Genomic DNA, 22,082 nt, shown 5'->3' with positions numbered 1-22,082 from the left:
ATCCCCTCGCGACACACGAAACTTAGTCCTAATCGGCCGATACAAAAACTAAAAGTAGATTTATTGCAAGTTTCACTTTTAAATTGCAATAAATGACAGGGGGGGCGGCGCGGTGAGCGGGGGCATGTTCAGTTACGCCGATGAGGCATTTCGCTTCGTCGAGGAATTGGATGGCCTGGCAACGCCAGGAGCCATTCTCGATGCCATGGAGGCCTCGCTGTCGCGCTTCGGCTTCGATAGCTTTATCGTGACGGGCCTCCCCGCCCCGGGAGAAACCGTGGAGCGGGTCGTCCTGTTGAAGAAATGGCCGCCTGGCTGGTTCGAAATTTACACTGGCCGCCATTACGTACGGCATGACCCCGTGATCCGCCATTGCCGCAACAGCGTCCAGCCCTTCGAGTGGTCGGAGGCCCCCTTCGACCCCGACGGCGAGCCCCGTGCGCTGGAGGTCATGCACAGGGCTGCCGACTTTGGTATGAGGCAAGGGTTCTGCCTGCCCATTCACGGTATCAAAGGCTATGAGGCTTGCATCTCCATGAGCGGGACCGACCTCGATCTATCGACGCGAACCAAGCCAGCACTCCACCTCATGAGCATGTACGCCTTCGAACGCATCCGTGCTCATCTTAAACCAGTCCCAGAGCAAAAAGTGATGCGCTTGACGGGTCGCGAACGTGAGATGCTGGTGTGGGCCGCCGCGGGCAAATCGGCCGCCGATACTGGCGAAATCCTCGGAATCACTGAGAGAACCGTGACGGCAYACATCGTCAGCGCGTGCCAAAAGCTTGAGGCTGCGAATAAAACACAGGCGGTCGCGCGGGCACTCCAATACCGGTTGATCGCCATCTGACCCTGTAGGTTCTTACAATATCTTTCGGCGAAGCATCGCCCGAATATCTCTTGTTCTTAAGAACAAGAGGATCAATCACATGACGCGTGTTCATGTCGTAACGGCACACAATCGGTCACACTACAAAAATCAATTATTGGAATATCACCGCCTCCGTCACCAGGTCTTCGTCGGCGAGCGGGGATGGCAAGAACTTCGACGACCTGACGGAATTGAGGTCGACCAATACGATAATCACAACGCTGTCTATCTCCTCGCGCTGGATGGCGGACGGTGCGTCGGCGGCCAGAGATTATATCCGACACTACTGCCCCACATGATGAGTGAGACTTTTTCAAGCCTCGCCGGACGGGGAGTCCCGAGAGCGGCATCGATTCTCGAATGCACCCGTTACTTCGTCGTCAAGGAACGCCGGACAGGGCGCACAGACTGCCGCTTACTTGCCGCCATGCAGGAATATTGCCTGGAGGAAGGCATCACCGCCGTCACGGCCGTGGTGGAAATGTGGTGGCTGCCGCGTTGGCATCAGGTCGGCTTCAAGGTCCGGCCCCTTGGGCTTCCCACTCTTATCGAGAACGAGCCTTGCATGGCCGCACTCATCGACGTATCGCGCGAAAGTCTCGACAAAGTGCGGGAAATCGCTGGCTTGCGCGGCCCCAACCTTTGTCACGATGGTGAAGCTCTCACCTATGATCGGGTGCCCCATGTCGCGGCGTGATCAGATTCTGCCCCTCAAAACTTTCCTTCAGGAGGAGATGGCGCTGTCGGCGAGCGACAAGATGCTGAATTCCATTGCGTCGTTGCCCTCCGTCACGCGGCTCCGGCTGCTGGCTTTTCTCCATTTCGTCGACGAGCCCAAGACCCTATCGGCGGAGCTGAATTTCGCCGCATCGGGCGATCTGCGGCTGACGCTGATCGCGCGCCAGCCATCCGAAGCCAACAGGCACTAGCAGCTCTCTACTGGGTGTGGGAACAACCCGTCATTCGATGGCGTTCGCTTGCGACACGACATGGAGACTGATGTGACGAGCGGAATATCGGACGAACAAGGCGCGGAGCTCACCGTGGCGGAGCGGGCTGCGTATATCATCGCCGGACTCGGCTTGGCGGCGGCCGGCGTAAAACCCCGTCCCAACCCCTTGTTGAATGTTTTGGCCCTTGCCGGCGGTTCGTACCTAGCGTGGCGCGGCTATGTGGGGACCTGCCCGGTCAAGGCCGCGCTCCTCGGCACCAAGACGTCGATGGGACAGATCGCTGAGAGACCCTAAAAAGTGATGGGGCCGCATATTCCGCGGCCCCATCGCCATTCTCAGTAGGTCGAGGACGAGCGACGACCTGCGATGACGCCCCAGATGAACAGGACAACGATTGCGCCCACGATCGCACCGATCAAGCCAGCGCCTTCGTCTGCCCGATACCACCCCAAAGCTTGCCCGAGATAGGTCGCCACGAAGGCACCGACGATGCCGAGAATTGTGGTTAGGATGAAGCCCGATGGCTCGTTCGAGCCGGGCATGATCAGCTTCGCGATAATGCCCGCGACAAACCCGATAATGATAGTCCAGATGATGCTCACGATGGGATCCCCTCTTTGACTGGCCCATCTGGCAACGCGCAAGTGCGGTTAAGGTTGCGGCAAAATGACTGGCCTGACCATAATTTCTACGGCCGGCTTCCCGATCTCTGGGGCGCGCCAGGACACTAGTATTCCCACTCCGCCCCAACCCCCAGAGACGTATTGCCATCGGCCCCGACTTCTCCCTGAACCCTGATCCTCCGGGTGACGTCGATATCAACCGATACTCCGGTCTCTTCGGTCGACGCTCCGGCTTTCACGCCGATGCTGACGCGGTCGCTGATCGCCCGCGAAACGCCCACGGACGGACCACCGCTTGCGCCGACCGAGATATCCAGCCCCTGCAGGCCTAGCGATTTTCGAAGATTCTCGAACACGTCATCGCCGCCGCCGCCGGAGAATTGCGCCGCTGCCTGTGCCAACGTGAGAGCCTGCGTGACCGAGAGGCCGCCGGATGCCTTGGAGAACAATATCCGCGACAGCACTTCATCTTGTGGCAGGTCAGGATCAGACGAGAACACAAATTGCGGTTCGCGGGCCGAACCCATGACAGAGACGCGCGCCGTCACCTCTCCGGCATTCGTTTCAGCCACGAAGTCGAGATCGGGCGTCAGGTCGCCCGTGAAGGTCAGGCGGCCCCGGGTAAAATCGAGCCGCGTTCCAATAACGGAGAGTCGGCCTCGCCGCATCTCGAACGCTCCCATTGCGACCGGGGCCTGCAATGTCCCGGTCAACCGCAGATCGCCGCCCACTTCGGCATCGATGCCACGACCGCGGACATAGACCCGGCTGGGGGCGCTCAGCACGAGATCGAGCACGGCGTTGAAGGCAGGCGCCCGGCCGGCGCGTTCCCGCGCGAGCACTTCCATAGCGAGACGCTTGGCAACGATCGGCGGCGGTTTGACATGCCGGGTTCCGGGGATGGGACGCACAGTGGCGGGCAGTCGCTCCGGCACCGTCACGTCCATGGTAACGAACCGAACCTGACCGCCGATGCGGGGGTTCTGAGCCAACGGCCCGGAGATCGCGACCGCAAGATCGGCAACAGCCGTCACGAGATCGTTGGAAACCAATTCCGCTCGCTGCCCAGTGATGCGGATATCTCCGGGGAAGCCCGCGGACGCATCGAGCCGCACGCGGCCGTTCGCCGATAGAGTCCCGTTGTTTCGCGTCACAGCCGAAAAGCGTTCGATCATCACGTCGGTTCCGCGAGCAGCGATACGCGCCTGAATGTTGTCGAGACGCACGCCTTGCAGCGCATCACGGAAGCTCCCGCCGCTAAGAGTCAGCGTCCCGTTTACGGTCGGCTCGGCGGGCCGCCCCGTTACCCGCATGTCGATTGCGGCGACTCCCGTCATCTGACGACCCTCTGCCGACAGAAAGCTGTTGGCGACCGAAAGATCGAGACGGCCTCGAGCCGACAGGTCGAGGTCTCGCGCGGCGTCAAGCGGGACCCGGCCGTCGATGCGAAACGTCCCGGCACGCCCCGCATCGACAACGCCATTCACGGTGGTGTTTCCATCGGCAAGGCGTCCTTGCGCCGTAATGTCGATAGGCGGCGCGCCGAAGGCGCGCGCCTGCGCGGCGACCAGTCGCGACACGCGAACACGCCAATCGCCTGTCGGAGCCGCGGCCGGCCCGCTGATCTGTGCAGTCCCTTCCAGTGTGCCGGACAAACCGGTGCCAGGCCTTAAGATATCGGCGGCGGACAACGGCACGGCCTTCGCGGCAACCCGCAAATCCAATGTGGAACCCACCCGGCCCTCCGCACTGATGGTCCCGCCACCGACGGACACCTCGAGGCCACGGAGCGCCACGCCTCCCTCCCCGAATGCGATCGATGCCGGTCGTGCAAGGGAAATCCCGTGCCGGTCACGTGTTGCGGTGAACGCCGTCAAGTCGAACCGCACGGGAGTTTCCGGCACCAGACGTCCGCGCGCAGCGAGATCGAATTCGCGGGCCTTTGCACTCAGGGAGATTTCGCTGGCGCTCGGAGATCCCGCGGAATCAAGCCGGATTTGTGAGAACGTCTCGCCGGCTAGCACGGCCCGATCCGCCGCAATAGCTGCATTAATCACAGGCTTGGCGTAAAGGTCCGCGATCGATACCCGGGCGCTCAACCTCTCCACGGTCGCGTCTCCCACCTTCAATCTCTCGCCCTGCGCGTCAAGCCGCACATTCTGCTGGCCGGTTGTCGCGTCGAAAATGACATCCGCTTTCACGTCGCCGGAAAGTGACATGAGGACGATCGGCGCGAGATCGCCGAGATTTCGGGCWTCGAGGCTCACGTGACCAGTAGCAAGATCGGCCGAGTCGAGAGTTAGATTCCCACGGATCTTGGCGGATCCGACGACGAAATCCAGGGGATCAAGAACCCAACCTCCTTGCTGGCGCTTGAGCAAGCGCAGCGTTCCCGCGGCGGCCTTCCCGTCCACCATGCCGGCAATCTTCGCCGCAATTTCCGCTGCCCCGAGAATATCGGTCGCTGTTGCGTCCAGCAAAAGTTCTGGAATAGGGCGGTTCAGCGCCGTTGCGCCCTTTACCTCGGCATGGAACGTCGCATTGGGTTGATCGAGCGTTCCGGAGAGGCGGGATTCAACTCTCCCCTGCCCCGTCAATCGCCTGTCGGCGCGACGCAGATCTGGGATCTCGATTCTCGCATCCACCGCGACACTCTCGGGGCCGGCATTACCGTCTATGCGGATCGTGACGTGCTCCCCGAGAACCCGAAAGGTCTCGAAACCAAATCCGCCTTTGGGAAACGTGCGGACAGTGCCATTCATCGCAAACCGGTCGCCAATCAGTCCATCGAGAGTGGCGATGCCCGTCCCAAACTGCATTGCCTTCGCGTCGATGCTGGCCGTCACCGCGGCGTTTGACATGAGGCCGCGAAGGCGGGCCTCGAGATCCAGAGTTCCCCTCAACCGGAGAGACGCGACGTCACCGAAGCGAGACAGGTCGGGCGCTTTCGCGACGAGCAATCCCGTGGAGGTTTCAGCCCCTAGCTRACCTGTATAACGGGCATCCAAAGATGGGCTCGAGAGATGCGCCGTCTCCACTTCTGTCAAGCCATCCGGAGAGGCGGTCGCGCGAATGACGAGTGACATCCGATCGCCGACAGCACGGGCGAGCGCTTGATCCGCAAGCGCGACGCCCGTTGCCTTCGCGTCTGCCATGATGGCGATCCGCGTCGCGTTGTCAGAGAGTGCGCCACTCGGCATTGCGGTGAATGACGCCTCGAGATTTCCGAGACGGCCCGCCGGGAGATTGACGTCTTCCGCTGAGAGTTGTCCCGCGATTTCGGGGGCCGAAAGCTGCCCTTTCACTGTTCCCGTAAATGCAAGGGTCTTGATTTCCGCGCCACCCGCGATCGTTTTTTGCTGATCGGTGGGAACCGCACGTGCAGAGAGCTTGAAATCGACGGCCCGGTTCGCCTCCATGCGGCCGGATGYGTCGAGCCGGGCCGTTCGCGACACCACGGATAATTGAGGGATGATGATGGTTCCGTCATCCGCAAAGATCGTCTCGCTATCGAGCTCCGTCGTTCCCGCAAAGACGGGTGCTGCGAGCGCCGGCAAGAGTCCCTCGAGCTGCGCATTAAGATCGAGCACGAGCCGGCGCACGCCCCCTTGGCGCTGCAAACTGGCCTGGCCCGCCGCGCCGATTGTATCGCCGGCGGTGAAGGTCAGCCTCGCTCCGAATGCGTCGAGTGTACCCGTACCCGCGACGTTGAGCTTAACCGGCGGCAGGCCAGGTATGTTCGCGGATCGCGCCAGGATTCCCCCAGCCGGCTCGTCCAAGGCCAAATTCAGATCAAGTTTCTCGGCGACGTAGTTCAACCGGGCGACAAGCGTGCCCGGAGCATCGAGCCGGCGTGCGTCAAAGCGCAGGTTCAATCCCTCTTTCGGATCGCCCAGCGATGCGGCGCCCGATGCGGTCAATCGCGCCGCGACGCCGATTACCGGCGCGCCGAGAGACAATTCCCGAAGCAGGAAATCTGCTATTTGCACTTTGACCGGCAGTTCCGGAAGCAACGGCTGGTCTGCCCCGGCAACGGTCGCCGCTGTCGGTATGGGCCGCCGCAGCACTTCGAGTTTGCCGATCTCCAGCTTGTCGATCTCAAGGCGTCGCGACAACAGCGCAAGGCGTCGCCAGACAAGGCGAACCCGGTCCAGGCGAAACCAGACGCCATCCTTGTCGGAAATCGTAATGTTGCGGATGGTCGCGTCGGACGAGAGCGCACCTTCGACGTCGCCGATTGAGACCTGCGTCGACGGGGTTGAGAGCGCCCGCGAAATAAGATCCGAAAGAAATCCCTTATCGGCCTCGGCGCTCTTCGTACCGAGCGTCAACGGCAAAAAGATCGCGGCAGCGATCAAGAGGATCGCCGGGATGAGAAAACGGCGCATCATCGTCATCAAAAGGCCTGCCCTATGCTGACATAGATGGAAACGGGTTTGTCGCCCGGCCGACGGTCCAATGGCGCCGCCACGTCGAGCCGAATGGGGCCGATTGCCGTGTAATAGCGCAGGCCCAAGCCGGCCGAGAAGCGAACTTTGTCGTCGAAGTCCGGAAAGCTGGATTCAAAAGCACCCCCTGCATCCACGAATGGAACGATCCCGATCGTGTCGGTGACCTTGATGCGTGCCTCAAGTGACCCTTCGAGCAGACTGCGCCCGCCAACCACGTATCCGAATGGGCCCTCCGGCCCGATGCTTTGGTAACGATAACCGCGCACCGATCCACCTCCGCCGGCAAAAAAGCGGAAATTCGCAGGGATTTCGTCGAGGGGTGCGCCAATAATCGAACCGAAACCGACGCGGCCGGCGAGGATGTAGCGGGCATCTTCATCCAGGGCGTAATACGCGGACGCAGACGCCCTCGTGACCGTCATGCCGACCGTTGAACCGAGAAAACTCGGGTAGGGAACGATGGAGGCGATTACGCGCACACCTTGCGTCGGATCAAGCGGTCTGTCGGTCGAGTCGTAGGTGAGCGAAAGCGGCGTGCCTACGACGAGATAGTCAATCGGCCCGAGCACGTCACTTGTCTGACCTTTCTGCACCTGCAATCCGGCCTGCACGGAGAACGTGTCGCTGAATCGATGCCGGATAGCGCCTGTGAGGTCGGCAAGGCGGCTGGTGTAACCGCCGAAGCGATCACCTCCGGTGCGGTCCCGTTCGAGGAGGCCGTCGATCAGCAGGTCGTTCCGCGTTCCATAAAGCGCGGGTTTGAGAAAGCTCACGCGGAAGCGGCCGCCTATATCCGACGGCTCCAGATCCTCGACCGACTTGATGCGCGTTCCGTCATTACGCGGGGCCAGAAAAATGTCGGACTCGACCCGCAGGCGCTCGGCGCCGCCGAACAGGTTGCGATGTTCCCAGTAACCATGAAGCGCAGGACCATCGATGGTGGAGTAGCGAGCCGAAAAGCCGATGACACGCGGCTTTCTTTCCGTCACCTCCACAAAGACCGGCAATCGCCCTTCGGCATCAAGCGTTTCGGATTCACGGATCCGCACCGAACCCAATGCCTGGATGCGGCTGATGGACTTGCGCATATCCGCCATCGCCTTGGGCGAATAGGCGTCGCCGGGCTCGACATACACGAAAGAACGGATGACCGCCGGGTCCACATTCTCTGCGCCGCTGATCGAGATCGTGCCGATGGGGGCGATGGGACCCGGGTCGAGTGCGAAGGCCACGTCCATCAGGCGGGCGGGATGAAACACGACCGGGTCGATCGAAACCGCCTTTGCCAAAGGCCGCGATTGGGCGCGAAAGTGATCGACCATGCGAGCTTGCGCCGCCCGCAAATCCGCAGCCCGCGCTGGATCGCCAGGTGACAGACCGATAACCTTGGAGGGGAGTTCGAACTCAGAGAAGGAGCGCTGCGTCTTCGCGTTGTCGACCTCCACCTTGCGGAGAGCGAATAAGGGGCCCGGTTCCACGCGCACTTTGATCGGAACCGCTGCACGCGCGCGGTAGGTCTCGGCAGCCGCCCCGGCCCTGGACGGATCCTCGCCCAGCTTTAACGAGACGCCCGCGACGTCGAACGAAAGTGTCGCGTTATAATATCCAAGACCCCAGAGGGCGTCGAGCAACGGACCAAAATCAGCTTGTGCCCGCCGGGCGAGCGAATCCCCGTCGGAGGGAGCGTCGGCGCGCAAGCGATACAACGTGGATGTGTCGCGAAGTGTCTGTTCAACATCTTTTTTGGCGCCGTCGAACGTGAACGTCAAATCATAAGGGAGCGCTTGGAGGGAAGGAGCGGGAGGCGCTTCCTTCGAACCAAACAGCCCAAAGAGATCGAAGGCCTGAGCTTCGCTTTTCTCAAAAACAGCAGCATATGCAACGATACAAGCTAAAATTGAGAGCGCTTTGCGCCATGGCGATCGCTGCATCCAGTTCTCCAAACGTCGCAAACAGCGGCATCATTGCGGAATTTTTGTGATTGTGGCGAAGGGTGTCGGCAATCGGCGCTTCGCATCGCCATTCAAGGTTAATAGTGACTCACGGCGGGTCCGGGCAACTTCGCGCGCCGCTGCCAATTTCCGCGGCCCGGCGAGCGATTGATGCTTCAACGTTAAGGGCGTCTTAAACGCGCCCCGTTAGGGTTGATTTTTCCTTCTGCACAGATGAGCGCTCCCGATGCAACCACGACTGATCCCGTGCCTTTCTGTTGCAGCGTTGCTGTTCGCTTCGGGTGGGGGCCATGCGCAAACGCAACCCGCCGTTGCCACGCCGGATGCTTTGGTAACATCCGCTGCTGCGATCGGGCCGAAGCCGGATCCCATCGGAGCGCTTATCGAACAGCAGACGCCACCCAAGCCAAAGCTCGCCGCGTCGGAACTGATCGCGCGGTCGAATGCATGGGACGTCTTTCAGCCGACGGTCGCGCCGGGCGAGCAGAGCCCAATGATCCTGAAGCTGCAGGTCCTGCTCGATCGTGCCCATGCCTCACCCGGTGTGATCGACGGCTATCACGGAGACAACGTTGCAAAGGCCGTCGCAGCCGTGGAAGCAATGTTAGGGCTGCCTGTTGACGGGATCGTCGATAAGGAGATTTGGAATAGTCTGGAATTGACGCATTCCGCGCCGCCGCTCATCGAATACGTCATCGACGAGAAAGATGTTGCCGGGCCCTTCGTACCGGACATGCCGAAAGACTACGCCGAAATGGCGAAGCTCGACCGCCTTGCCTATCGGGACCCGGTGGAGCTGCTCGCTGAAAAGTTTCACATGGACGAAAATCTTCTTCGGCAACTGAACGGTGGCGTGGACTTTGCCCAAGCGGGAACCACCATTGTCGTCACGAATGTCGCGGCGCCGGCAACAGCCAAAATCGCCCGGCTTGTCGCGGACAAGGATAAGAAGCGGTTGTTGGGATACGATTCAGGCGGTACGCTCATCGTATCGTATCCTGCAACGATCGGAAGCAACGACCTGCCGTCGCCGACCGGCACCCACGCCATCAAGACCATCGCGACAGACCCGGAATATTGGTATCGCCCAAAGGTCAATTTTCAGCAGGGCAACAACACGCAGGCCTTGCGACTTGCCCCCGGCCCCAACAATCCTGTCGGCAGCGCCTGGATTGGTCTCGACAAACCGACCTACGGTATCCACGGCACTCCAGCGCCCAATAAGATCGACAAGACGAACAGCCACGGCTGCATCCGGCTGACGAACTGGGACGTGCGGGAATTGGTCAAGCTCGTCCAGCCGGGTGTCGTCGTCGAGTTTTTGGACTCGGCTTCTCCCATCAGCGAGCCCGAAGTCGTCGGCAGCATCCAGAAGCGATAGAGACGAAGTGTCAGTCTGATCCGGAGGCACGAGAGGTTGTTATCTGCCAAGCTCGCCCCATGTTCGGGATATGACCCGCAAACCCGATATCCAAGACAGTACCACGATGCCCGCCAATCTTGATAATGCGATCCAGACCCATTTAGGAGAGCAGCTTCGGGCGCTCTATGGGGATCCTGCCCTGCAGAAAATTCCACGGGACCTGACACAATTGCTTGCGAGGGTCTCCCAGGTCATCCGCGCGCATCAGGAACCGGTCGACCAGGATTTCATCAATGGAATTATGAGCAGCATTCCCAATCTGCGGGGATTTGCCATCTCGCTGACCAAGAACGTCGATCGCGCCGAGGACCTGGTGCAGGATACCGTGCTCAAGGCCCTCAGCAAGCGCGACAGTTTTCAAGAAGGGACCAACCTGCGGGCGTGGCTGTTCACCATTCTGCGCAATAATTTCTTTTCCACCCACCGTAAGAAGGGTCGAGAGGTCGAAGACGCCGACGGAGCCCACGCGGCGACCATGGTGTCCATTCCCGACCAGCATGACAAACTCGTGCATCAGGACCTTCAAGCGGCGTTGGCCCGCCTTTCCCCGGATCAGCGGGATGTCATCATCTTGGTCGGCGCGGAGGGCATGTCCTACGACGAGGCGGCTGAAGCGCTCGGCTGTGCAGTCGGTACCGTCAAAAGCCGCGTCAACCGGGCGCGGAACCGTTTGGCCGAACTGATGGGGTTAGCCGGTGAAGACGGCATCGGAGGGTCCCGTTCCCGAAGCGTTTGATGCGTAAGGACCTTCCTCTCCGAAAAAATTGTGCAGTGCAGCAACTCTTCCATCCGACCCGTGTTATGCCTAATTGAGGATGGATAGAATGGCCCGATTAGGCACAACAGTTTCACGGCTTTTCCGGCAACAGGCCAATTGGCATCATAAACTGCCCGAAGGTCTCGATTCGACCGCATTACCGCAGATTAGGGGCAAGGGGCGGCTGGAAGAATTCTCCGATAGCGGGGCAAATCCCGGTAACTTGCGAGCGTTTCGCTACACCCCGCATGAAATCTCGGAAAACCCTGCTTTGGTGGTGGTGCTGCACGGCTGTACCCAACGGGCAGCTGCCTATGCCGATGGGGCAGGATGGATCGAGCTCGCGGACCGCTTTGGATTTTGCCTGCTCTTGCCCGAGCAGCGGCGTTCCAACAACCCCAATCTGTGCTTCAACTGGTTTGTTCCGACCGACACGACGCGGGGCTCTGGGGAGGTTCACTCCATTCGCCAGATGATCGACCGTACGGTCACGGATTGGGGCATCGATGAAGCCCGAATCTTCGTCACTGGACTTTCGGCCGGGGGCGCGATGACTTCGGCGATGCTGGCAACCTATCCGGAAGCTTTTGCGGGAGGCGCCATCATCGCGGGCCTGCCCTTTCAGAGCGCAAGCGATATTCCTGGCGCTTTTCGAGTGATGGCGGAAGGCCGCACCATGGAGGCGATTGACTGGGGCAACCATGTGAAGGCCGCTTCCGCACATGCGGGGCCTTGGCCCAAAGTCTCAATCTGGCATGGCAGTGCGGATCAGACCGTGCATCCCCGGAACGCCACTGAGACTGTCAAGCAATGGTCGACCCTTCATGAGACCAGCCGGAGACCCGACCTGGAGGAAAAACACGCCAACCACATTCGGCGAGTGTGGAATGGCAAGGACGGCACGCCAGCGGTCGAAGAGTTTGTCGTGTTGGAGATGGGGCACGGTACACCATTGGCAACCGGTCCCGGGGACGAGCATTTTGGCGCGACCGCGCCCTATCTTCTCGAGGCCGGACTCTCGTCCAGTCATCGTATCGCGGATTTTTGGGGAATCGCTGAGGCTCCGGCAGCGTTCAGGCCCTCTCACGGTCACGCCTCGTCAGACGCGACAGTGAATGGCAAGGTAGAGATCATCCCACGTGGTGTGGCGCAGGTTGGCGCCAACGAACGTGCGCCTCGTCGCCAGGACAGGACTGCGAGCCGCGAAGATGGGCGGGCTCATCGTACGGACATCGGTTCGATCATCAACCGCGCCCTCAAGAGCGCGGGCCTTCTGCGATAGCGTCAGGCGAATCATCCCTCTGAGGTGCGGTTGCGCGGAACTGCCGCGTTTGAGGGAAGTTGAATCGGCGCAACCGCAATTTGGAGGAATGTTGAATGGCTGGCAAAGAAAAAACCTTGGACGATCTCTTTCTCCACACTCTCAAGGACATCTACTACGCCGAAAAGCAGATTCTCAAAGCTCTCCCGAAGATGGCGAAGAATGCCGGAACTGCCGAGCTTCAGGCTGCATTCGAAACGCATCGCGAGCAGACTGAGGGCCAGATCGATCGGCTTGAACAGATCTTCAAAATGCTGGGAAAGCCCGCCAGGGGTGTCGCTTGCGAGGCCATCAACGGCATCATCGAGGAAGGCAAGGAAATAATGGAAGACTTTGCCGACAGCCCGGCCCTCGACGCCGGAATCGTTGCTGCGGCTCAGGCTGTGGAACACTATGAGATTACGCGGTACGGCTCGCTCAAGACCTGGGCTGCTGAACTTGGTATGGCGGACGCGGCCAAGCTCCTCGATCAAAATCTGCAAGAGGAGAAGGAAACCGACGTATTGCTGAGCAAATTGGCTCAGTCACGGGTCAATACCAAGGCTGCTTGATCGACAACGCCCAATGCAGATCCCCTGCCGAACACGGCAGGGGCAACTTCCTTGTGAAGGTTATGAAGCCCCACCGTCCTCAACTTCGGTCGTGGGACGATCGCTGCCCCGGGCGACCTCCTCGTGCCACTTCCCTTTTGCGTCCTCGTACTCGATTGGAGAGGTCTCGCCAGGAACCTGCTGTTCGCTGGCTGCACGCTCGGCCGCGTTCAACGCTTCGGCGTGGCTCCCAAACGGCTCTGAAAAGACGCCCTGCATCTTGTAAGCCCATCCACCGTCATGCTCGACGATCTCGTATCGAACCTTCACCACGAGCGCTCTCCTTGCTGCTAGAGTGAATGTAGAAGCAATCACTGAAGTTCCCAGCACCGCCCTGCACGTTCAGCAGATGTTACGTCGATAGATTTCGAGACATCAGAAAGCCGCCGAAGCGGGCGTCCGCCAACGCATTCGCGGGTTTTTCCCACCCTCACGTCCGAACCCTGTCTCTTACTTGCGGGCCTTGCGCGCGGCGTAGCGGGCGTCCCGGGCGGCCTTGCGCTCAATCTCCAACGCCGCTTCGCGGGCTTCCCGCTCAGCGAGTTCGGTCTCTTGCGCAGCGGACGCCTCGCGGCGGGCGCGCTCTTCAGCCTCGATCCTTGCCTTGGTGTCGGCCGCACGGCTAACGGCTCGCTCGGCCAAGCGCTCCTCACGAGCCTTACTCAGGGCTTCGCGCGCAGCTCTTCGGTCGGCTACCGCCGGATCATCCAGGGTCGGGCGCGATTTGAACTTCTCCAACAGGGCCTTCTTGGCATCTGCGGCTGTCGTTAATCTCTCGTTGAAATCCTTCTTGAGGCTCTTCACGTCGTTCCTTTGTCGTCGGGTTGCGGGCGGCTAAAGAGGCCGCTGATGGCGATAGCCGTACGACGTCGGGAGGTCCTCATCAATCCCAAAGTGGCGCCAGCAGAGCCGCGCAGCCCGAAAGTCCCAAGGGCGTGGCGTCTTCGATCTCCGATCCACCCTCGTCAAAACACCCGGGGGCTGGCGACCCCAAAGTAACATAATCCATCGCCTGGCTTGGCCCTTGGGTTCGGAAATACGATGAAGCCGTTGCTCGCCGCCTCAATGGCCGTTCCGTCCGCGCGACGGCCCAGTATCTGCCCAGCGCTGATGGAATCGCCGGTCTTCCATTTGACTTCGATCCGGTCCCCTTCCCTCTCGCAGACGTACATGTCGACGATCCGGATCGCAGTCTTCAGCACGACGGGCGGGATTGGCGCATCGGTCAGCCCGAGATGGGCGGCAGCATTGCCAATGGCAGAATACCCAACCTCGGCCGACTTTGGATCGTCATGCGGGCCACATTCGAGCGTTACGCCATATCCGCCCGAGAACCGCATATATTCCGTCGTACCGACCCCTTCCGAAAGCGCCCGATTGGAGAAACCAAGCCTTTCCCGTTCCGCCAGAAAGCGTCCATACACATCGAGCCACCCGTGGATGACAATCTCCGTGCCAAGCCTTGCGGCAAAGTCACCCTCGGCCGTCGCGAAGCGAAACGGCTCTACGTCGGCCACATTGTCGAGCGGTCCAGCGAAGATGAAGGGCACACCTTCCCCACTGAAGGAATGGATATCGAGCAGGACATCGTGCTCGCGCAGGAGGGCACAAACCAGATTGCCGATCTTATCCTCATAGTCACCCGGAATCGTTTTCTCGCGCAAATCGCGGTTGAGATTGCGATCTCCTTCGCGCGTGCCCTGCTGATAGGCTTTCAGGTTCGCGACGGGAACGAACGTCACCTGACCGCGACGAATGCTCATGCGACCTGAGCGGCAATCCTCAATCGCACGAAGAATGGCGTTCGGGCCGCAAGTCTCGTTCCCATGAACCCCTCCCATCACGATGAGCTTCGGGCCTCTTCCAAGCCCGGTGAAACGCACTGTCTCCAGTGGCCCTTCAACCTTATTTGGAAACACCGTCATCGTGAAAGCTTTCTGTTCTGGTCCGGATGCCGTTGGCCACTTCAGGCGAATTCACCGACGCGGCGGCAGCGAACGAGATGGTCCGCAGCCACCGCATCGAGCAGTGGCACGGGCGGAACGCGGCAGATATCGCGTGCCTCCGGACAGCGCGGATGGAAGCCGCATCCGACGGGAGGATTAAGCGGGTTCGGGATCTCACCGGTAATCTTCGTGCCTTTGTTGCGCGAAAACGGGTCGGGAATCGCGGCGATCAGCGCACGCGTATAGGGGTGTTGTGGATTGGTGAAAATCGTTTCCCAACCGCCGGTCTCGACAATGCGGCCGAGATACATCACGGCCACGCGATCACTCATGTGTTCCACCACCCCTAGATCGTGACTGATCATCACGTAGGAAAGGCCGAGGGTCTCCTTGAGTTCGAGGAGAAGATTGATGATCTGCGCACGGATCGAGACGTCAAGAGCCGAGACGGGTTCGTCGAGTACGATGATCTTTGGCCGCAAGATGAGAGCGCGCGCAATGCCGATGCGTTGCCGCTGCCCGCCCGAGAATTCATGCGGATAGCGCTCTGCCTGATCTGGCCGCAGACCGACATGCCTCAGCACATCCTCGATACGGTCGTCCACCTCGCTCTGACTGGAAATGCCGTGCAGGCGAAGCGGCGCTTCCAGAGTCTTGCGAACGGTTTGTCGCGGATTCAGCGAGGAATACGGATCCTGAAATACCATCTGGGCGAAACGCGCACGGTCCTTGCGGTCGCGCCCGGCGCTGCCAGTGACGTCCTGCCCATCGAGCACGATGCGGCCACGCGTCGGCACCTGCAGCCCCAGAAGCGACAGGGCGAGCGTCGATTTTCCGCACCCTGATTCCCCGACGAGACCGAGGCATTCCCCGCGTTTCAGCTCCAGATCGACGCCGTCGACCGCGTGAAGCCATCGCCGCGGTCCGCCCAGGAGCCCACCGCCCATCGGAAAATGCACGGCCAGATCCTCAACCCGCATGATCGTTTGGTGCATCTCACTCATGATGATGACACCTCACCGATCCGTCATGCGCCAACAGGGTCACCGGGGGGTTCTCGACCACGCAAATATCCGTCGCTTTCCGGCAGCGAGGGTTGAAGCGACATCCAGCGGGGAACGCCGCCACTGGGGGAACGACACCCGCGATCTCCATCAAGCGGTGACGGCCATGACGCGCCCGCGCACCGAGCAATGGCAGCGAGGCAACGAGGCCGCTCGTATACGGATGGCTCGGAGCACGGAACACGTCCCCAGCCGCACGTTCTTCCACGATGCGCCCGGCATACATCACTCCGACCCTTCGGCACATGTTGGCGATCAAGCCGAGATCGTGGCTGATCATCAGCACCGCGGTACCGCGTTCCGCACACAGATCGCGGATCAAATCCAGGATCTCCGCCTGAACGGTCACATCGAGCGCAGTTGTCGGTTCGTCGGCAAGAAGCAGGTCGGGACTGCATGCCAACGCAATGGCGATCATCACACGCTGGCGCATGCCGCCCGAGAGTTGATGGGGATAATCCTTGACGCGACGGTCGGGCGCCGGGACCCGGACGCTTGCGAGCGCGTCGACAGCTTGCCGTTCGGCTTCCTTCCAGGTCGCGCCCTTGTGGAGAACGAACATCTCGGCGATCTGTCGTCCCACAGGGGATAAGGGGTTGAGCGCCGTCATCGGCTCCTGAAAGATCATCGAAATGCGATCGCCGCGCAATTCGCGCATCTTCGCGGGCGAGAGGGATTGGATCTCCTGCCCGTCAAATCGGATGACACCGCCACCCACGCTGAGTGGGTGACGCAAGAGGCCGATCAGTGCGAGCGCCGTGATGCTTTTGCCGCAGCCGGATTCGCCGACCAACCCCATGGTCTCGCCACGTCCGATGGTGAAGGAGACGTCTTCCACGGCGGCGAATTTCGCGTCGCCGATCGAAAGATCGATGCGAAGGTTCTCGACCTCCAGAAGCGGCCTGCTGCTCATGCGCGGCGGCTCCGCGATTGCGGGTCGAGGATGTCACGCAAGCCGTCGCCGAGAAGGTTCAATCCCAGTACGGTCATGAAGATCGCGAGACCGGGGAAGATCGATATCCAGGGCGCTGTGGTGATCTGGTCTCGCGCATCCGACAGCATGCTGCCCCAGCTCGGAAATGGCGGCCGGATACCGAGCCCCAGAAAGGACAACGAAGCTTCTGCAAGGACAGCGCCGCCCATTCCCAAGGTCCCGATGACGATGATCGGCCCGAGCATGTTAGGCAGGAGTTGTGTCAACATGATCCGGATATCGCCGTAACCCAGAACCTTGGCGGCCTGCACATAGCCCTGACTCTTGAGCGACAAGGCCGAAGCCCGCGCAAGGCGGCAGGTGAATGACCAATTTGTGAGCCCGAGCGCGATGAGCAGGCTCGTCAAACCCGGCGTAAGGATAGCCATGATCGCGAGCGCGAAAATCAGTGACGGAATTGCCAGCATGAGGTTCGTGAGGCCGTTGACGAAATCATCCCACCATCCACCCCAATACCCTGCCGACAGCCCGAGGCACACGCCGATCACGGTATTGATCAGTTGCGACACAATGCCGACCGTCAACGAGATGCGCGCTCCATAGAGCACACGGCTGTAGATGTCGCGTCCTTGCGCGTCGGTGCCGAACCAGAATTCGCCGCCCGGCGGCTCCTCCGCATACATGAGGTTTGCATCCATCACCGGGTCGGTATGCGCCAACAGGGGTGCCAGCAGACCGGCGATCACAACGGTTGCGAACAGCACGCCGCCGATCAGCAGATTGGCCCTGATCTTCATTGTGCCCCTCAGGTGTACTTGATACGCGGATCGATGATGGCGCAAAGGACATCGACGAGCATATTGACGAGAAGGAAGAACAGCACGATCAGCAGGATCGCGCCCTGGACGACAGGAATATCGCGGAGCGTCACGCTATCGACGAGGAGAGATCCCAAACCGGGCCACGCGAACAGCTTTTCGACGACCACGGCCTGCCCGATGACCGTGCCGAATTGCAGCCCGATCGTGGTCAATACGATCACTAGCGCATTGCGCGCAAGATGCCATTGCACGACCCGTGTTTCGCTCATCCCCTTCGAGCGGGCAGTCCGGACGAAATCTGCGTTCATGATCTCTAAGACAGCAGCCCTTGTGGTGCGCGCAAGGAGTGCAAGGGGCGCAACCCCCAGCGCAATTGCGGGAAGCGTCAAATTGCGCAGTCCCCCACTGCCGTATCCAAAACTCGGGAGCCATCCGAGTTTCAGCGCAAACAAGTACATCAGCAGGAGCCCAAGCCAGAATTTAGGCAACGACAGGCCGGAGACGGCGCCGACCATGGACGCCGTATCGATAATGGATCCAGGCTTCAGCGCGGCGATAAACCCCAGCGGAACACCGATGACGATCGAGAACAGCATGGCGGCGAACGATAGCTGTAGCGTCGGCCACATGCGGTCGGCCAGCACGCTCGACACGGGCTGCCGAGTCCGGAAAGACATCCCGAGATCAAAATGGGCGAGCTGCCAGACATACTTTCCGAAGCGCACATAGACAGGGTCGGCAAGGCCGAATTCCTTGTTCATGCGCTCCATCACCTGGGCGTCAAGCATGCCTCGGCCATCATCGCCCATACTCGATGCGAAGGTGCCGGGAATGACGCTGAACATCACGAAGATCAACAGCGCAACCGCAAGGATGATCGGTATGGTCTGCAGCAAACGCCGCACGATAAAAGACAGCATTCATCACTCCCGATCCTGACATCCGGAATAGCGTTCCGGATGTCAGGATCTACCTGCTCAGCGTGAGCTGTCGCTCAGTCTCCGGTTACTTGGCCGCAGGCGAAGACGCTTCGACCCAGATATCCTCAGGATACTGAATTGCGAGTTCGGTTGCGTTCGGCTGAAGACCCTTGATCCAGGGCTGATAGGCCATGACGGCCTTGTTGTAGTTGAAGAACCATACCGGCGCTTCGTCCTGGACCATCGCGTTTGCTTTCTTCAGCAACTCGATCCGCTTCTCGGCCTCGCTCACTGCAGCCTCATCCAGGATCTTGTCGAGGTCCGGGTTCTTGAATGCGGTGTAGTTGCAGGCGGATTGCGGCGTCGCCGAGTGGAAGCATTTCAGAGCCTCGAGCGGATCGGGCCCCGATGTATTGGACCAGATGTAGGCCTGATAGTCGCCTTTGCTCACCACCTCGGACAACACAGTGCCCTCGACCGGCTTGATCTTCACCTTGATGCCGACTTTCTCGAGCATCGGAATGACAGCCTCGACGATCGGGATGCCCCAGCTTTCGTTGGAGGTTGCGGTCCACTCGAACTCGAAACCCTCTGGATAGCCGGCTTCAGCCAGCAACTTTTTGGCCTTCTCGGGATCGTAGGCGTAAGGCTTCAAGTTCTGGTCGTAGGCCGGCGAAGACAGCGGGAGCCAGCTTGTGGCCCGATAGGCCTTGCCCTTGACCAAGCGCTTGATGATCAAATCCGAGTCGATGGCGTGGTTGATCGCCTGGCGAACACGCTTGTCGGCAAACGGTTTGAAGTTCCGGTTCATGCCCATATTGCGGGTATAGACCTCGGCGACTTCGAGCAGTCCCTTGGAGAGCTCGGGGTCGGCCTGATAAGCGACGTACTGCGCCGGGCCCAGGATCGATGCGTCGATTTCCTTGTTGCGGAATGCCACGTCGCGTGCGGCAGCCTCACCCATGATGGAGATCGAAACCTTGTCCGCATATGGCTTGCCGGGCTTGTAGAACTTGTCCCAGCGTTCGGCCACCAGGCGCGAACCCGGCACATATTCCAGGAACTTGTACGGGCCGAGACCGATGGGTTTGGTGTTGAAGGATTCCTTCACGGCTTCGTCGGCCGGATAGATCGACGTCATGGCAGCGTGAAAATAGAAGCCGGGATCGACCTTGCTGGTCAAAGTGATTTCCAGAGTCGAATCGTCGATTTTTTTCAGGCCCGCAATGGTCTTTGCGTTGCCCTTCTCGACATCGATCGCACCCTTGATGATGCGCACGTAGCGCGCGCCGGGATAGGCTTTCGAGYCATCCATGAGGCGATTGAACGTCCAGATGATGTCATCGGCGGTCATCTTGCGGCCGTGGTGGAAGATCGCGTCGTCGCGCAGCTTGTAGGTATAGACCAGCCCATCCGCCGACGCGGTGACTGCCGTTGCCAGTTCAAGCACGGGCTTGTTGTTGGCCGAGTCCCAATTGTAGAGCGTGCGGTGAATGGCCTTGGCGTAGATCTCGTCTTGCGCGCGGTTCGAGGTATGGATGTCGAGATTGGCGAAGCTCGAACCATACGGCGCGGTGAGCCGGATCGTCCCGCCCTTGCGCGGCGTCTGCGCTTCAGCAAAGCCACTCATCGTCAGCACAAGCGCCGAGGCGATAGCAAATTTTTTTAACACGATTGTTCCTCCCAAGATTTTTGCTTTCACGATTTGGCTTGAAGCCACCGTGAGAATTGGCCATTTCGGTCGAGCTTAGTCAGGTGTCCGAGCGTTTCCCCTGATGGTTTTTATGTAACGCCAAGACGATCGTGAACGATCTCACCGCCGCGAATGGTAAGATCGCATTGCGTATTGTCAAGGATGTCTTCCGGCGTCGCTTCCAGGAGGTTGCGTGAGAAGACCGCGATATCCGCAAGCTGCCCGGGGATAAGGCGCCCTTTGACGTTTTCCATCTTTTGCGAGAACGCTCCGAATTCCGTGTAGGCCTGAAGCGCCTCTTCGATCGAGACCCGTTCGCGCTCGTCCATCACCGTACCCTTCCAGGTCTTGCGCGTGATCATGGAGTAGAGATTGGGGAAAGGATTGGGTTGACAGACAGGCGCGTCGCTGCCGGTCGCAGGCTTGAGCCCAAGATCGATCCAGGTCTTGAGCGGGTAGCTGCTGAGCCCTCGTTCTTCGCCAAGCACCGAGACGTAGGCGTCACCGAAATCGTAGATGAACACCTGCTGCGGGCACGGATAGATGCCGGCCTTCATCATCCGCTCGTGCTGCGCCGGTGTTGAGAAGCCTGAATGCTCGACACGGTGACGACGATCGGGATCGGGATGAGCCGCGAGAGCCTTCTCATACGCTGTCACAAGTTGCTCGATGGCTGCGTCGCCAATCGCATGGCAGGCAAGCTGGTAGCCTTTGGCATGCGCGTCCATAACCAGCGATTCGATTTCGTCATCCGGCATCATCTGCACGCCGGTGGTACGATCTTCGCCGAGATAGGGATGGGACATCCACGCGGTGCGTCCACCGGCCGATCCATCCAGAAAGAACTTTACGGCGCCGACCATCAACATGTCGTCACCCGTTCCCGAGATCAGACCGGCATCATAGCATTGCGGAACAATGCTGCGATCGGGATCGCCCAAGAGCACAAGCCAGGTGCGCACGGGAAGCCGCCCTTCGCGCTTGGCGCGGTGATAGGCTGCGATCTCGCCAAACCCGCCGCGCTGTCCAACCGCCGCGTCCATGCAGCTCGTGATCCCATAAGAGAGGAGATGTCGCCCGCCCCTCTCGATCCCATCGATCAGGTCCTCCTCGGTCGGAGGCGGAATCACTGCCCAGACGGGCGCCCGAGCGTTCTCGGCCAGCAGGCCGGTGAGCTTGCCGTCCTGCTGCTCGATCAATCCGCCTGCCGGCGTCGGCGAATTCTCATCGATCCCCGCAAGCCTGAGGGCGAGAGAATTGCAGACCGAGATGTGGCCGCAGGCTCGCACGACCATCACGGGATTGTCCGGCGATACCTCATCGAGCTCGCAGCGTTGCGGGTGTCGTTTCACGTCGAGCTTTGTCTGGTCGTAACCTCGTGCCAGAACCCACTCCCCCGGACGAAGCTGCTTGGCGCGTGCGGCGATTGCCTGGGTCAACGCCCCAAGGGTTGGCGCCGCCTTCGGGCTGGCATCGACCCAGCTCATCGTCATTCCAAGCGAAACCAGATGCAGATGCGCATCGTTGAGGCCTGGCGTCGCGAATTTTCCTTGAAGATCGATCACGCGCGTGGCGGGTCCGATCAGGGTCCCGATCTCCGCATCGCTCCCTGTTGCCAGAACCCGCCCCTGCCAGACGGCGACAGCCTGTACGATACCGTCTTCTCGGCCGCACCAGATGGTGCCGTTCCGGAGAACGAGATCGGCCGAAGCCGTCGACTTTCCGGTTTGCGGCCGTAATTCTTCAAAACGCTCGGTCATGCC

The 22,082-nt window shown here is 60.3% G+C and carries 20 protein-coding genes; 8 read left to right on the top strand and 12 right to left on the bottom strand.

Annotation, left to right across the window (positions count from 1 at the left end):
- The first annotated feature begins 124 nt into the window (after positions 1 to 124).
- The 4 genes from AC1DVM_RS03125 to AC1DVM_RS03110 all read left to right on the top strand — a co-directional run bounded on the left by AC1DVM_RS03125 (position 125) and on the right by AC1DVM_RS03110 (position 2,118).
- Positions 125 to 850: a LuxR family transcriptional regulator gene (locus tag AC1DVM_RS03125; RefSeq protein ID WP_477251969.1), complete on the top strand. Its 726-nt coding sequence runs from the start codon at positions 125 to 127 to the stop codon at positions 848 to 850.
- Positions 851 to 929: 79 nt separating this feature from the next.
- Complete coding sequence (locus AC1DVM_RS03120; protein ID WP_477251967.1) at positions 930 to 1,568, top strand: acyl-homoserine-lactone synthase; 639 nt, start codon at positions 930 to 932, stop codon at positions 1,566 to 1,568.
- Entirely contained in the window at positions 1,555 to 1,800 is a 246-nt protein-coding gene (locus tag AC1DVM_RS03115) for a hypothetical protein (RefSeq protein ID WP_477251966.1), read from the top strand. Before AC1DVM_RS03120 ends, AC1DVM_RS03115 begins: the two co-directional genes overlap by 14 nt.
- Before the next feature lie 72 nt (positions 1,801 to 1,872).
- Positions 1,873 to 2,118, top strand: coding sequence for a YgaP-like transmembrane domain (locus tag AC1DVM_RS03110; RefSeq protein ID WP_477251964.1), 246 nt, complete (start codon positions 1,873 to 1,875; stop codon positions 2,116 to 2,118).
- 41 nt (positions 2,119 to 2,159) lie between these two features.
- Here AC1DVM_RS03110 and AC1DVM_RS03105 read toward each other — a convergent pair whose 3' ends face one another.
- From AC1DVM_RS03105 to AC1DVM_RS03095, 3 genes are all read right to left on the bottom strand, one after another.
- Positions 2,160 to 2,426 carry a GlsB/YeaQ/YmgE family stress response membrane protein gene (locus AC1DVM_RS03105; protein ID WP_477251962.1) on the bottom strand — a complete coding sequence of 89 codons (267 nt, stop codon included), beginning with the start codon at positions 2,424 to 2,426 and terminating at the stop codon, positions 2,160 to 2,162.
- Positions 2,427 to 2,551: 125 nt separating this feature from the next.
- Positions 2,552 to 6,844, bottom strand: coding sequence for a translocation/assembly module TamB domain-containing protein (locus AC1DVM_RS03100; protein WP_477251960.1), 4,293 nt, complete (start codon positions 6,842 to 6,844; stop codon positions 2,552 to 2,554).
- Positions 6,844 to 8,529, bottom strand: coding sequence for an autotransporter assembly complex protein TamA (locus tag AC1DVM_RS03095; protein ID WP_477251958.1), 1,686 nt, complete (start codon positions 8,527 to 8,529; stop codon positions 6,844 to 6,846). Before AC1DVM_RS03095 ends, AC1DVM_RS03100 begins: the two co-directional genes overlap by 1 nt.
- Positions 8,530 to 9,076: 547 nt before the next feature.
- Here AC1DVM_RS03095 and AC1DVM_RS03090 point away from each other — a divergent pair.
- The 4 genes from AC1DVM_RS03090 (at position 9,077) to AC1DVM_RS03075 (ending at position 12,902) form a co-directional block, all read left to right on the top strand.
- Complete coding sequence (locus tag AC1DVM_RS03090) at positions 9,077 to 10,231, top strand: L,D-transpeptidase family protein (RefSeq protein WP_477251956.1); 1,155 nt, start codon at positions 9,077 to 9,079, stop codon at positions 10,229 to 10,231.
- A 70-nt stretch (positions 10,232 to 10,301) separates the two neighbouring features.
- Positions 10,302 to 11,009 carry a sigma-70 family RNA polymerase sigma factor gene (locus AC1DVM_RS03085; protein ID WP_477251954.1) on the top strand — a complete coding sequence of 236 codons (708 nt, stop codon included), beginning with the start codon at positions 10,302 to 10,304 and terminating at the stop codon, positions 11,007 to 11,009.
- An 88-nt stretch (positions 11,010 to 11,097) separates the two neighbouring features.
- Entirely contained in the window at positions 11,098 to 12,312 is a 1,215-nt protein-coding gene (locus AC1DVM_RS03080) for an extracellular catalytic domain type 1 short-chain-length polyhydroxyalkanoate depolymerase (RefSeq protein ID WP_477251952.1), read from the top strand.
- A gap of 95 nt (positions 12,313 to 12,407) precedes the next feature.
- Positions 12,408 to 12,902, top strand: a complete 495-nt coding sequence (locus AC1DVM_RS03075; RefSeq protein WP_477251950.1) for a YciE/YciF ferroxidase family protein — start codon at positions 12,408 to 12,410, stop codon at positions 12,900 to 12,902.
- Between the two features lie 60 nt (positions 12,903 to 12,962).
- Here the strand turns inward: AC1DVM_RS03075 and AC1DVM_RS03070 are convergent, their stop codons facing one another.
- The 9 genes from AC1DVM_RS03070 to AC1DVM_RS03030 all read right to left on the bottom strand — a co-directional run bounded on the left by AC1DVM_RS03070 (position 12,963) and on the right by AC1DVM_RS03030 (position 22,079).
- A complete protein-coding gene (locus AC1DVM_RS03070; protein ID WP_477251948.1) occupies positions 12,963 to 13,214 on the bottom strand; it encodes a DUF2188 domain-containing protein in 252 nt (83 codons plus the stop codon).
- Positions 13,215 to 13,391: 177 nt separating this feature from the next.
- On the bottom strand, positions 13,392 to 13,745 hold the full coding sequence (locus AC1DVM_RS03065) for a DUF6481 family protein (RefSeq protein WP_477251946.1): 354 nt from the start codon (positions 13,743 to 13,745) through the stop codon (positions 13,392 to 13,394).
- A gap of 161 nt (positions 13,746 to 13,906) precedes the next feature.
- Positions 13,907 to 14,866, bottom strand: a complete 960-nt coding sequence (locus AC1DVM_RS03060) for a succinylglutamate desuccinylase/aspartoacylase family protein (protein WP_477251944.1) — start codon at positions 14,864 to 14,866, stop codon at positions 13,907 to 13,909.
- A 41-nt stretch (positions 14,867 to 14,907) separates the two neighbouring features.
- Positions 14,908 to 15,891, bottom strand: a complete 984-nt coding sequence (locus tag AC1DVM_RS03055) for an ABC transporter ATP-binding protein (protein ID WP_477251942.1) — start codon at positions 15,889 to 15,891, stop codon at positions 14,908 to 14,910.
- On the bottom strand, positions 15,884 to 16,864 hold the full coding sequence (locus AC1DVM_RS03050) for an ABC transporter ATP-binding protein (protein WP_477251940.1): 981 nt from the start codon (positions 16,862 to 16,864) through the stop codon (positions 15,884 to 15,886). The genes AC1DVM_RS03055 and AC1DVM_RS03050 overlap by 8 nt, the downstream gene beginning before the upstream one ends.
- The gene (locus tag AC1DVM_RS03045) at positions 16,861 to 17,682 is read right to left on the bottom strand and encodes an ABC transporter permease (RefSeq protein WP_477251938.1); all 822 of its coding nucleotides are present in this window, start codon (positions 17,680 to 17,682) and stop codon (positions 16,861 to 16,863) included. The genes AC1DVM_RS03050 and AC1DVM_RS03045 overlap by 4 nt, the downstream gene beginning before the upstream one ends.
- A gap of 8 nt (positions 17,683 to 17,690) precedes the next feature.
- A complete protein-coding gene (locus AC1DVM_RS03040) occupies positions 17,691 to 18,626 on the bottom strand; it encodes an ABC transporter permease (RefSeq protein WP_477251937.1) in 936 nt (311 codons plus the stop codon).
- 85 nt (positions 18,627 to 18,711) lie between these two features.
- Positions 18,712 to 20,256: an ABC transporter substrate-binding protein gene (locus AC1DVM_RS03035; protein ID WP_477252062.1), complete on the bottom strand. Its 1,545-nt coding sequence runs from the start codon at positions 20,254 to 20,256 to the stop codon at positions 18,712 to 18,714.
- Between the two features lie 152 nt (positions 20,257 to 20,408).
- Complete coding sequence (locus tag AC1DVM_RS03030) at positions 20,409 to 22,079, bottom strand: amidohydrolase (protein WP_477251935.1); 1,671 nt, start codon at positions 22,077 to 22,079, stop codon at positions 20,409 to 20,411.
- Between the last annotated feature and the right edge of the window lie 3 nt (positions 22,080 to 22,082).

Source organism: Microvirga sp. P4_A5 (assembly GCF_056402495.1).
This window is presented reverse-complemented; position numbering and strand designations above follow the sequence as displayed.